This window comes from Rheinheimera sp. MMS21-TC3, assembly GCF_032229285.1.
GTDB lineage: Bacteria > Pseudomonadota > Gammaproteobacteria > Enterobacterales > Alteromonadaceae > Alishewanella.
Genome location: NZ_CP135084.1, coordinates 485,218 through 497,876, shown reverse-complemented (window position 1 = coordinate 497,876; position 12,659 = coordinate 485,218). Strand labels below are relative to the sequence as shown.

At 44.2% G+C, this 12,659-nt stretch carries 7 protein-coding genes, 7 tRNA genes and 3 rRNA genes; 1 reads left to right on the top strand and 16 read right to left on the bottom strand.

Features of this window, described 5'->3' with window-relative positions; all coding sequences use genetic code 11:
• Positions 1-66: 66 nt before the first annotated feature.
• The 16 genes from nusG to RDV63_RS02530 all read right to left on the bottom strand — a co-directional run bounded on the left by nusG (position 67) and on the right by RDV63_RS02530 (position 11,473).
• A complete protein-coding gene (gene nusG / locus RDV63_RS02605) occupies positions 67-594 on the bottom strand; it encodes a transcription termination/antitermination protein NusG (protein ID WP_409934851.1) in 528 nt (175 codons plus the stop codon).
• Between the two features lie 15 nt (positions 595-609).
• Positions 610-984 carry a preprotein translocase subunit SecE gene (secE, locus tag RDV63_RS02600; protein WP_313907955.1) on the bottom strand — a complete coding sequence of 125 codons (375 nt, stop codon included), beginning with the start codon at positions 982-984 and terminating at the stop codon, positions 610-612.
• Positions 985-1,057: 73 nt separating this feature from the next.
• A tRNA-Trp gene (locus RDV63_RS02595) sits at positions 1,058-1,134 on the bottom strand.
• A gap of 198 nt (positions 1,135-1,332) precedes the next feature.
• Positions 1,333-2,517 carry an elongation factor Tu gene (gene tuf, locus RDV63_RS02590; protein ID WP_313907954.1) on the bottom strand — a complete coding sequence of 395 codons (1,185 nt, stop codon included), beginning with the start codon at positions 2,515-2,517 and terminating at the stop codon, positions 1,333-1,335.
• A gap of 70 nt (positions 2,518-2,587) precedes the next feature.
• A tRNA-Thr gene (locus RDV63_RS02585) sits at positions 2,588-2,663 on the bottom strand.
• An 11-nt stretch (positions 2,664-2,674) separates the two neighbouring features.
• Positions 2,675-2,749, bottom strand: a tRNA-Gly gene (locus tag RDV63_RS02580).
• 31 nt (positions 2,750-2,780) lie between these two features.
• Positions 2,781-2,865, bottom strand: a tRNA-Tyr gene (locus RDV63_RS02575).
• A gap of 8 nt (positions 2,866-2,873) precedes the next feature.
• Positions 2,874-2,949 (bottom strand) — tRNA-Thr (locus RDV63_RS02570).
• A 112-nt stretch (positions 2,950-3,061) separates the two neighbouring features.
• On the bottom strand, positions 3,062-3,757 hold the full coding sequence (locus RDV63_RS02565) for a type III pantothenate kinase (protein WP_313907953.1): 696 nt from the start codon (positions 3,755-3,757) through the stop codon (positions 3,062-3,064).
• 1 nt (position 3,758) lies between these two features.
• Positions 3,759-4,742, bottom strand: a complete 984-nt coding sequence (gene birA, locus RDV63_RS02560) for a bifunctional biotin--[acetyl-CoA-carboxylase] ligase/biotin operon repressor BirA (RefSeq protein WP_313907952.1) — start codon at positions 4,740-4,742, stop codon at positions 3,759-3,761.
• A complete protein-coding gene (gene murB, locus RDV63_RS02555; protein ID WP_313907951.1) occupies positions 4,739-5,749 on the bottom strand; it encodes a UDP-N-acetylmuramate dehydrogenase in 1,011 nt (336 codons plus the stop codon). Before murB ends, birA begins: the two co-directional genes overlap by 4 nt.
• Before the next feature lie 168 nt (positions 5,750-5,917).
• Positions 5,918-6,032 (bottom strand): 5S ribosomal RNA (gene rrf, locus RDV63_RS02550).
• A 171-nt stretch (positions 6,033-6,203) separates the two neighbouring features.
• Positions 6,204-9,085, bottom strand: a 23S ribosomal RNA gene (locus RDV63_RS02545).
• A 286-nt stretch (positions 9,086-9,371) separates the two neighbouring features.
• A tRNA-Ala gene (locus RDV63_RS02540) sits at positions 9,372-9,447 on the bottom strand.
• 223 nt (positions 9,448-9,670) lie between these two features.
• Positions 9,671-9,747: transfer RNA gene (locus tag RDV63_RS02535), tRNA-Ile, on the bottom strand.
• Between the two features lie 191 nt (positions 9,748-9,938).
• Positions 9,939-11,473: ribosomal RNA gene (locus tag RDV63_RS02530) — 16S ribosomal RNA — on the bottom strand.
• The 16S, 23S and 5S rRNA genes sit together here with 2 tRNA genes alongside, the layout of an rRNA operon.
• Before the next feature lie 641 nt (positions 11,474-12,114).
• On the opposite strand from RDV63_RS02530, the gene RDV63_RS02525 reads away from it, so the two are divergent.
• Complete coding sequence (locus RDV63_RS02525) at positions 12,115-12,600, top strand: RNA-binding protein (protein WP_313907950.1); 486 nt, start codon at positions 12,115-12,117, stop codon at positions 12,598-12,600.
• The last annotated feature ends 59 nt before the right edge of the window (positions 12,601-12,659 follow it).

Sequence of the window (12,659 nt, the reverse complement as noted above, 5' to 3'; positions counted from 1 at the left end):
AGCGGCTCCCCAACGTTAAAAAGGGCGCAGATTATATTTTAATCAGCGCCCGGTTACAATCTTTAATTATGCTTTTTCTACTTGGCCAAACTCAAGTTCAACCGGTGTTGAACGACCAAATATAAGTACTGACACCTTAACTCGACTCTTATCGTAGTCAACTTCTTCAACCACACCGTTAAAGTCAGCAAAAGGACCTTCCGTAACACGGACAACTTCACCTGTTTCAAACAGTGTTTTTGGTTTTGGTTTATCAGCATTATCTTCAAGACGATTTAATATCGTCATGGCTTCTTTTTCAGAAATAGGTGCTGGGCGATCTGATGTGCCACCAATAAAGCCTAACACGCGAGGCACGCTTTTTACTAAGTGCCAAGCTTCTTCGCACATTTCCATCTGTACTAATACATAGCCAGGAAAAAATTTACGCTCTGATTTACGCTTTTGGCCTGCCCGCATCTCAATGACTTCTTCAGTAGGCACTAAGACTTCACCAAACTTATCTTCCATCTCGTTAATACGAATATATTCGCGCAATGAAGTTGCTACCCGCTGCTCATAGCCAGAAAAGGCTTGTACTACATACCAACGCATCTTTTCTGCCATGTCTTAAATCCCTAATCCAGTTAAAAATGAAACTAATCTTAATAAAATTGCATCTAATCCCCAAAGAATTATGCCCATAATAACAGTAGCAATTAATACTACTATTGTTGTTTGCATCGTTTCTTGGCGAGTTGGCCATACCACTTTACGTACTTCTGTACGCGCTTCTTTAGCAAAGTTAATAAAGGTCTTGCCTTTGTATGTTTGACCTGCAACCACACCAGCGATAATAACCAATACCACAACAGCGATGGCTCGCTCTAATGCAGATAACTCATAAACATAATTACCTACTACTGCAGCAGCTAAAATTGCAAACACCAACAACCATTTAACTATTTCTAATCCACTATTTGGGGTTTCACTTGCTGCGCTCATGCTTCGACTCACTTAACTTGACTGCTAAAAGCAACTAACTACCAGATGTAGACTATTTCTACACCAAAAAATGTGGCAGGGGCGGAGGGATTCGAACCCCCAACCATCGGTTTTGGAGACCGCTGTTCTACCAATTGGAACTACGCCCCTACAAAGTTATATCTTCTGACTACTACTTGATACTAATACCAAGTTTTTAATAGCCGCTTATTATACTGCGTACACAGGCTAACACAAGCATAGTGATTGTTTATTGCAAATAGATTTTACTTTTTTTGTTTTTTTGCAGCAAACTAAATAAAAAAGGCCCCGTTTGGGGCCTTTTAGATATCTAAAATACGTTAACTATTAAGCAACGATTTTTGATACTACACCAGCACCTACTGTGCGGCCACCTTCACGGATAGCGAAGCGTAAACCTTCTGTCATCGCGATTGGGCAAATTAATTCAACAACAAACTTCAAGTTGTCGCCTGGCATTACCATTTCTACGCCTTCTGGTAACTCTACTGAGCCCGTTACGTCTGTCGTACGGAAGTAGAATTGTGGACGGTAACCTTTGAAGAATGGAGTATGACGACCACCTTCTTCTTTTGATAATACGTACACTTCACCTTCAAACTTAGTGTGTGGCTTGATTGAACCTGGCTTCGCTAATACTTGGCCACGCTCTACGTCTTCACGCTTAGTACCACGTAATAAGGCACCAATGTTCTCACCTGCACGACCTTCGTCTAACAACTTACGGAACATCTCTACACCAGTACAAGTCGTCGCTACTGTATCTTTGATACCAACGATTTCTACTGTCTCGCCTACTTTGATGATACCTTGCTCTACACGGCCAGTTACTACTGTACCACGACCAGCAATTGAGAATACGTCTTCAATTGGCATGATGAATGGCTTATCAATTGCACGAACTGGATCAGGGATATACGTATCTAACGCTTCACCTAATTCTACAATCTTAGCTTCCCACTCAGCTACGCCTTCCAACGCTTTTAACGCTGAACCACGGATTACTGGTAAGTCATCACCTGGGAAATCGTAGTCTGAAAGTAATTCACGTACTTCCATTTCTACTAATTCTAATAATTCTTCGTCATCTACCATGTCACATTTGTTCATGAATACGATGATGTAAGGAACACCAACCTGACGTGATAACAAGATGTGCTCACGTGTTTGTGGCATTGGGCCGTCTGTTGACGCTACTACTAAGATAGCACCGTCCATTTGCGCAGCACCTGTGATCATGTTTTTAACATAGTCGGCGTGGCCTGGGCAGTCTACGTGAGCGTAGTGACGTGTAGGTGTATCATATTCAACGTGTGAGGTGTTGATAGTGATACCACGTGCTTTTTCTTCTGGCGCTTTATCGATCATGTCGAATGCAAACGCTTGACCGCCGTATGTTTTTGCTAATACGTTGGTGATTGCTGCAGTTAAAGTAGTTTTACCGTGGTCAACGTGACCGATGGTGCCCACGTTAACGTGCGGTTTAATACGTTCAAATTTAGCCTTAGCCATGAGTAGACCCTTTTAACAAAACGGCAGTTATAATAATTAATGGATTAAATAGCTAAAGGTAGGTTCAAACTGGTGCTGATACCCAGAATCGAACTGGGGACCTCATCCTTACCAAGGATGCGCTCTACCACCTGAGCTATATCAGCATTTAATTGATTGGAGCGGGCAGCGGGAATCGAACCCGCATCTTCAGCTTGGAAGGCTGAGGTAATAGCCATTATACGATGCCCGCGGCCTACTCGAAGCTATATTGCTGACGAAAATGGTGGAGGGGGAAGGATTCGAACCTTCGAAGGCAGTGCCAGCAGATTTACAGTCTGATCCCTTTGGCCACTCGGGAACCCCTCCACAACTAATGGTGCCGCTTATCCGAGTCGAACGGATGACCTACTGATTACAAGTCAGTTGCTCTACCAACTGAGCTAAAGCGGCACAACGTCAGTGGGTGCGAATTCTAGTGTAATGAATGAAAGTGTGCAACACTAAATAGCATAAAAAAGCTTTTTTCTTAACCAAGCGCCTATTAAGTGTGCAAAACCAGCATTTAATGCGGGCAATAACAACTTAACCCCTTAAAAATAAGTAAAGGTTCTATAACCACAGGTAACTGGGCTAAGTGTTCAGAAAACAAATTACTATCACCGCCTGTTAGGATTATTTTGCTCACCCGTTTAGTTTGCCAAGCCATGTGAATAGCACCAACTATTGCAGCCAAACAACCATTTTGTAGCGCACTACTAGTATTAGTTGCCGGTAATAATTTAGCCATAAAATTATCTTCATTAATCACTTTATCCGTGTTGCTCACAACAGCATGTTGCTGAAGTCTTATGCCAGGTAAAATCCAGCCCCCTTGATGATTCCCCTGTTGATCAATCCAATCAAATGTCACAGCTGTACCAGCATCTATCACCAGTAAATCTTGATTATCAAACATCTTCTTAGCAGCTATCATTGCAAGCCAACGGTCAACACCTAGCTTCTCTGGATTGATATAGCTGTTTATAAGACCAAAAGCTGTTTTTTCTGCATATACATATACCCAAGGTATCTCTAAATAATTTAATTGATTCTTAATTAACTGAACCTTTGAGTCTGCAGCTACACAGGAAACGATAACTTTTTTAATAGGTTGATAATTAGATTTAATCGTATTTAAATCAGAAACTAAATGTAGATTACCCTTTTCATATATTGCAGCTTTACAGCGTGTATTGCCAATATCAAGTAATAAATACATATTAATTTTGGCCTCGCACTGAGACTTCTCCACCAAAAATTGTCTGTAATCCCTGTTTTGTTTCTAATAGAAGTGCACCCTGGTCATCAACTCCTCGACAAATACCAAGTTGTTCCTCTGCTGTAATTATTTTTATAAGACGATTTTGATATTGATTAACATCATTAAACTCATTAACAAAACCAGCAAAGCCTGACTGGCTAAATTCTGTTAGAATATGAATTAGTTCTTGCTGTAAATAAACAATCAACTTATTTCGATCTATTGGCAATACAGTATGTTGCGCTAGACTAGTAAAAGGTTGATCTATATTACTGCTGGCATTAGCAGGCATATTAATATTCAATCCTAGGCCAATAACGACATCACAATCTGCATTCGCTTGACCTGATAGCTCAATCAAAATACCCGCTACTTTTTTATCATTTATATAAACATCATTTGGCCATTTTAATTTAGCTATTACACTATAATAGTGTTTTAGCGTACGCACTATTGCTAAGCCAACAGCCAAGCTTAACCCCATCGCCCCTTGCATGCCATGGTCTAAACGCCAATACATAGAAAAATATAAGTTAGAGCCAAAGGGAGAATACCAATTTCTGCCTCTGCGCCCACGCCCAGCAGTTTGTGCTTCAGCCACAATAGCAGATCCTAGTTCAGTTATGGTGCCCGATTTAATTCGCTGTTGTAGTTGAATGTTAGTGGAGTCTGTAATTTCATGAACCAATATAGCCGGTCTTTTTACCCTTTTAGGTGCATTTATTTGCACCGGATCAAGTAAAGTAATAGCAGAAGATAAGCTGTAACCACGCCCTTTGACGCTATAAATATCTAAGCCTAACTCTTTAAGTTGCTTTATATAATTGGCTACAGATGTTCTACTTAGCCCTAAATCATTAGCTAAAGCTTGACCAGAGTAAAATTCACCCGAGCTTAACTTGGCAAGAATAGTGCGAATTATAATTAAACTTGATTTACTCACGCCTTAATTATTCCTGAAGCGGATAATAATCTTACTTCTGGCTCTAAAGTAATGGCATAAGTACGATGAACTGTATCAGTGATCATAGCTATTAACTCTAGCAGTTTATTAGGTGTCCCAGAGCCATAATTAACAAGAACCAGAGGTTGTTTCTCATAGCAACCTACACCATCATGGCAGTAGCCTTTAAATCCTTGTTGCTCTAATAACCAAGCCGCAGGAACCTTAATCGAATGCTGATTCACTTTATAGCCAGGTATAGTTGGAAAAACCTGCTGTAGCGACACAAATTGCTCGTGACTGATAATAGGGTTCTTAAAGAAGCTACCGCAATTTGCTAACTTATCTGGTGTAGGTAATTTAGCATTTCGGACATTAATAACAGTTTCATAAACAGTTTTTAAACTGACATTTTTAGTTAAATTATCTAAACCATTATAATTGAGGATCGGCATTGCTGCCTTTTGCAATAGCAAACCAACGGCTATAATAATACCTTTACCAGCTAAATCTTGCTTAAATATGCTATCACGATAGCCAAAACTACATCTGGCAGCGGTAATACGTTGCACTTGTTTAGTTTGCCAATGATAAAAATCGACATACAAACATCTATCAGCTAGTTCTACGCCATAAGCACCTATATTTTGTACCGGTGCTGCACCAACAGCACCTGGGATTAAAGCTAAATTCTCTATCCCCCACCAAGAATTATCCACGGTCCATGTCACTAATTCATGCCAATTATGTCCAGCAGCAACATGCAATAGTCCATAATTATCATCTATAGTTGTAATGGATTTTTCTGTCGCAATATATCGGCATATTGGTGCTGTGATATCTTGTAGAAATATTGTATTACTGCCTTCACCTAAGACAATAGGTGCACTAACTGGATTATAGGCGTTTAAATCTGCTATTGAGCTTAACTCAATTACCTCAGCTAAAGTTTGCTGAAATCTAAAAGTAGAATATGGCTTAGCTGATACATGAGACAGAATACGCATAATAAGTACACTTAAGAAGAATGCCGTTATTGTAAAGCTACAAACAGATAAGCGCAAATAGGTCGTTATTGGATGCCCGGCGGTGAACTACAGTATTCCGAGCTGTTACCAACCAATCGCAGACAATAAAAAAACCCCAGCTCATCGAGCTGGGGTCTGTTATTGGGAGCCTGGCGGTGAACTACTCTCGCATAGCGAATGCTACACTACCATCGTCGCAGCTGCGTTTCACTTCTGAGTTCGGAATGGGATCAGGTGGTTCCACAGCGCTATTGCCACCAGGCAAAAACTTTGTCGGGAACAAAGTTTATCGCACGTTAGTGCGGCCTGTTAAGGCCAAATCCATGGAGGGATGTGATAAAACTCTATTCCAATAATTCAGCAAGCTTAGGTAATTCGACACACTATAACACTTCTTTCACGCGCTCTGGCGTCAAAACAGCTTGGGCGTTGTATGGTTAAGCCACACGGGCAATTAGTATCAGTTAGCTTAACACATCGCTGCGCTTCCACACCTGACCTATCAACGTTGTGGTCTTCAACGACCCTTTAGCAGACTCTAAGTCTGAGGGATGACTCATCTCGTGGCCGACTTCGCGCTTAGATGCTTTCAGCGCTTATTCGTTCCGAACGTAGCTACCGGGCAGTGCCATTGGCATGACAACCCGAACACCAGCGGTTCGTTCACTCCGGTCCTCTCGTACTAGGAGCAACTCCACTCAATCATCCAACGCCCACGGCAGATAGGGACCGAACTGTCTCACGACGTTCTAAACCCAACTCGCGTACCACTTTAAATGGCGAACAGCCATACCCTTGGGACCGACTTCAGCCCCAGGATGTGATGAGTCGACATCGAGGTGCCAAACACCGCCGTCGATATGAACTCTTGGGCGGTATCAGCCTGTTATCCCCGGAGTACCTTTTATCCGTTGAGCGATGGCCCTTCCATACAGAACCACCGGATCACTATGACCTACTTTCGTACCTGCTCGACGTGTCTGTCTCGCAGTTAAGCTGGCTTCTACCATTACACTAACCGTACGATGTCCGACCGTACTTAGCCAACCTTCGTGCTCCTCCGTTACGCTTTAGGAGGAGACCGCCCCAGTCAAACTACCCACCAGGCACTGTCCACGACCCCGATTAGGGGCCAACGTTAGAACATCAAACATACAAGGGTGGTATTTCAAGGACGACTCCACTAGAACTAGCGTTCCAGCTTCAAAGTCTCCCACCTATCCTACACATGTAGGGTCAATGTTCAGTGCCAAGCTATAGTAAAGGTTCACGGGGTCTTTCCGTCTAGCCGCGGGTATACGGCATCTTCACCGCAATTTCAATTTCACTGAGTCTCTGCTGGAGACAGCCTGGCCATCATTACACCATTCGTGCAGGTCGGAACTTACCCGACAAGGAATTTCGCTACCTTAGGACCGTTATAGTTACGGCCGCCGTTTACCGGGGCTTCGATCAAGAGCTTCGCTTGCGCTAACCCCATCAATTAACCTTCCGGCACCGGGCAGGTGTCACACCCTATACGTCCTCTTACGAGTTTGCAGAGTGCTGTGTTTTTAATAAACAGTTGCAGCCAGCTGGTCACTGCGACTCTAGTATGCTTACGGAGCAAGTCCTTAACACACCAGAGCGTACCTTCTCCCGAAGTTACGGTACTATTTTGCCTAGTTCCTTCAGCAGAGTTCTCTCAAGCGCCTTGGTATGCTCTACCTGACCACCTGTGTCGGTTTAGGGTACGATCACCAATACCTGAAGCTTAGAGGTTTTTCCTGGAAGCATAGCATCAACAGCTTCGTGTCCTTGGACACTCGTCTCGTATCTCAGCCTTAAGAAACCGGATTTGCCTAGTTTCTCAGCCTACTTACTTTCACGCGGACTACCAACGCCGCGCCTGCCTAGCTTTCTCCGTCACCCCATCGCAGTATTGGTCGGTACGGGAATATTAACCCGTTTCCCATCGACTACGCTTCTCAGCCTCGCCTTAGGGGTCGACTCACCCTACCCTGATTAACATGGGATAGGAACCCTTGGTCTTTCGGCGGGGAAGTTTTTCACTCCCCTTATCGTTACTCATGTCAGCATTCGCACTTCTGATACGTCCAGCATACCTCCCGGTACACCTTCAACCGCTTACAGAACGCTCCTCTACCACTTGTGCAAGCACAAGTCCGCAGCTTCGGTGAATGATTTAGCCCCGTTACATCTTCCGCGCAGGCCGACTCGACTAGTGAGCTATTACGCTTTCTTTAAAGGATGGCTGCTTCTAAGCCAACCTCCTAGCTGTCTATGCCTTCCCACATCGTTTTCCACTTAATCATTACTTTGGGACCTTAGCTGGCGGTCTGGGTTGTTTCCCTTTCCACGACGGACGTTAGCACCCGCCGTGTGTCTCCCGAGTAGTACTCATTGGTATTCGGAGTTTGCATGGGGTTGGTAAGTCGGGATGACCCCCTAGCCCAAACAGTGCTCTACCCCCAATGGTATTCGCTCGAGGCGCTACCTAAATAGCTTTCGAGGAGAACCAGATATCTCCGAGCTTGATTAGCCTTTCACTCCGACCCACAAGTCATCCCCTAATTTTTCAACATTAGTGGGTTCGGTCCTCCAGTTAGTGTTACCCAACCTTCAACCTGCTCATGGGTAGATCGCCCGGTTTCGGGTCTACACCCTGCAACTTATCGCCCAGTTAAGACTCGGTTTCCCTACGGCTCCCCTATTCGGTTAACCTTGCTACAAAATGTAAGTCGCTGACCCATTATACAAAAGGTACGCAGTCACCCCACGAAGGGGCTCCCACTGCTTGTACGTACACGGTTTCAGGTTCTATTTCACTCCCCTTACAGGGGTTCTTTTCGCCTTTCCCTCACGGTACTGGTTCACTATCGGTCAGTCAGGAGTATTTAGCCTTGGAGGATGGTCCCCCCATGTTCAAACAGGATATCACGTGTCCCGTCTTACTCGTTTTCACTAAAAAGGTATTGTCGTGTACGGGGCTATCACCCTGTATCGCTACGCTTTCCAACGTATTCCACTAACACCTAGCTAGCTTAAGGGCTAGTCCGCGTTCGCTCGCCGCTACTGACGGAATCTCGGTTGATTTCTTTTCCTCGGGGTACTTAGATGTTTCAGTTCTCCCGGTTCGCCTCGTTACACTATGTATTCATGTAACGATAGTGCATAAATGCACTGGGTTTCCCCATTCGGATATCTTAGGCTATAACGGTTTTTATCACCTTACCTAAGCTTTTCGCAGATTAACACGTCCTTCATCGCCTCTGACTGCCAAGGCATCCACCGTGTACGCTTATTCACTTAACCATACAACCCCAAGATGTCTTGAGTATTATACAGTGTGTCTTGCGTCACACTCACTTCTTATAAAGAAGCGGTTGCTTAGCTTGTTTCTTTTTACTTTCAGCTTGCCAAATTGTTAAAGAGCAGTTTGAGATTAAACTCAAATATAAAAACTTAAGCTTGTTAAGTGCTTATATTTGAATTTTTAGAGCAATCATTATCAGTCTAACCAACGACTTTTAGGCTAGGCGCGGTGAACCGAAGCATACTTAGGTATGTGAGGTTCGCTGCAACAACGCATAAAAGGTGTTGGTGGAGTTAAGCGGGATCGAACCGCTGACCTCCTGCGTGCAAGGCAGGCGCTCTCCCAGCTGAGCTATAACCCCTCTTCTTACTTCATCTTTTTGCGTTATGCTTCGCTATACTTCCTCGCTCGTTCAGTCATTGGCACTAGCCAACTCTTTCTCTTACTCGTCGTATATCTCGCCTAACACAAAAACCTTTGTAATAAGTGTTATTGATAATCGTAAATTCAGTTTAGGCTAGGCGCAGTGAACCGAAGCATACTTTCGTATGTGAGGCTTGCTGCAACGACGCATAAAGTGAATTTGGTGGGTCTGAGTAGACTCGAACTACCGACCTCACCCTTATCAGGGGTGCGCTCTAACCACCTGAGCTACAGACCCGTTTGCTGGTCTATTTGATTTTACACTTCGCTATACTTTCTTACTCGCTCAGTCATTGACCTAGTGTCAACTCCTTCACTCGCTCGGCGTATAACTCGCCTAAAAACAAATATCCGTCGCAAGAACTTTATTTGCTCTATCTCTGCAATCAATCATGTGTGTGAACACTTATAACTTTATTTCACTTAAGGTAAGGAGGTGATCCAACCCCAGGTTCCCCTAGGGTTACCTTGTTACGACTTCACCCCAGTCATGAATCACAAAGTGGTAAACGCCCTCCCGAAGGTTAAGCTATCTACTTCTTTTGCAACCCACTCCCATGGTGTGACGGGCGGTGTGTACAAGGCCCGGGAACGTATTCACCGTGGCATTCTGATCCACGATTACTAGCGATTCCTACTTCACGCAGTCGAGTTGCAGACTGCGATCCGGACTACGATATGCTTTATGAGATCCGCTCACTGTCGCCAGCTTGCCTCCCTCTGTACATACCATTGTAGCACGTGTGTAGCCCTACTCGTAAGGGCCATGATGACTTGACGTCGTCCCCACCTTCCTCCGGTTTATCACCGGCAGTCTCCCTAGAGTTCCCACCATTACGTGCTGGCAACTAAGGATAAGGGTTGCGCTCGTTGCGGGACTTAACCCAACATTTCACAACACGAGCTGACGACAGCCATGCAGCACCTGTCTTAGCGTTCCCGAAGGCACAATCGTATCTCTACAATCTTCGCTAGATGTCAAGAGTAGGTAAGGTTCTTCGCGTTGCGTCGAATTAAACCACATGCTCCACCGCTTGTGCGGGCCCCCGTCAATTCATTTGAGTTTTAATCTTGCGACCGTACTCCCCAGGCGGTCTACTTAGTGCGTTAGCTGCGCTACTCACAGTACAAGACCGCGAACAGCTAGTAGACATCGTTTACGGCGTGGACTACCAGGGTATCTAATCCTGTTTGCTCCCCACGCTTTCGTACCTCAGCGTCAGTATTGTGCCAGGGGGCCGCCTTCGCCACTGGTATTCCTCCAAATCTCTACGCATTTCACCGCTACACTTGGAATTCTACCCCCCTCTCACATACTCTAGCCAACCAGTTTTGAATGCAATTCCCAGGTTGAGCCCGGGGCTTTCACATCCAACTTAATTAACCGCCTACGTACGCTTTACGCCCAGTAATTCCGATTAACGCTTGCACCCCTCGTATTACCGCGGCTGCTGGCACGAAGTTAGCCGGTGCTTCTTCTGCGAGTAACGTCAAAAATAAGCGCTATTAACACTTACCCCTTCCTCCTCGCTGAAAGTGCTTTACAACCCGAAGGCCTTCTTCACACACGCGGCATGGCTGGATCAGGCTTGCGCCCATTGTCCAATATTCCCCACTGCTGCCTCCCGTAGGAGTCTGGGCCGTGTCTCAGTCCCAGTGTGGCTGATCATCCTCTCAAACCAGCTAGAGATCGTCGCCTTGGTGAGCCATTACCTCACCAACTAGCTAATCTCACGTAGGTACATCAAACAGCGAATGGCCCGAAGGTCCCATTCTTTGGTCCGTAGACGTTATGCGGTATTAACAGCCGTTTCCAACTGGTATCCCCCTCTGCTTGGCAGTTCCCTACGCATTACTCACCCGTCCGCCGCTCGTCATCACCCGAAGGCATGTTACCGCTCGACTTGCATGTGTTAGGCCTGCCGCCAGCGTTCAATCTGAGCCATGATCAAACTCTTCTATTAAAGTTCTTTCTGCTACCTAAGTAGCTGCTCAATTGTAATGACTTAAAACATATTTCTATGTGTAGTCACTCAACCGATGTATTTCATTTTTGTGAAATGCCATCATAAGTGCTCACACAGATGATTGATTGCGAATTGTTAAAGAGCGTGCTTCTACTTAAGAAGCGGGAGGCGTATATTACACTTCCCAGTTTTTAAGTCAAGCGTGAAGATAATTCTTTTTGCTAATTTAGCTAGCGTAAAACCTATCTTCACACCTGACTTTCTTGCCTGCTTTACAGTGTTTGTTACCACTGCGAAGCGAGGGCGCCATTTTAGAGATTTAAGCCTTGCTGTCAAGCCTCTTTTAAAAAGAATTTTGACTCACTTCTTAAACCGCTTGGAGAACCCTTACTGCGTATCCCCGTTGGCATGGCGCGCATTATAGAGCTTTAACTTTAAGGTGCAAGTGCTACTTTAAATAAAATTACCTTTTGGAGTCTGTTTGCTCAATAAAACGTCTTATTGACTATTAATGAGCCAAAGTCATTCTGATTAAGGCTAAGTTAATAGTTGCGGTTTGCTGCTTAATCGCTAAGATAAAGCTGCTTTATATATTAAAGCATTCCAATAACTAGAATAGCGTATTTAGGATTATTATTATGTTGCCCATTTTTCGTGCTTCTTTACCATTTACTCTGGCTTTAGCTGTTATATCTTTCGCCACGTTTCATTTTTTGCCTAACTTAGGATTACCTCAAGCTGTTTATGTTGTAATAGGTGTAGTACTTGCTGGTCTCTGTGTACCTATACTTGTAGATGTTAAATCTACACCTAAGCAAGCACATAATGTTGCTGCAGCTCAAACCTATACTGGCGAGACTACTACTTTGTATGTTGGTAATTTACCTTACCGTGCTAATGAAGATGCGGTTCGTGAATTATTTCAAGGCTACGGTATCGTTATCAATGTTCGTTTAATGAAAGATCGTCAAACTGGACGTCGCCGTGGTTTTGGGTTTGTTGAAGTTGCCTACAAAGACGGTGCTAAAATGATTCAGAAACTAAACGATTTTAATTTTCAAGAGCGCACTCTAAAAGTTCGTGAAGCTAAAGAGCGTCAGGAAAATGACGACAGTGAGGAATAAACGGCAAGTTTACCAAATAAAAAGAGGAAGCATTGCTTCCTCTTTTTATTTGGTCCAAT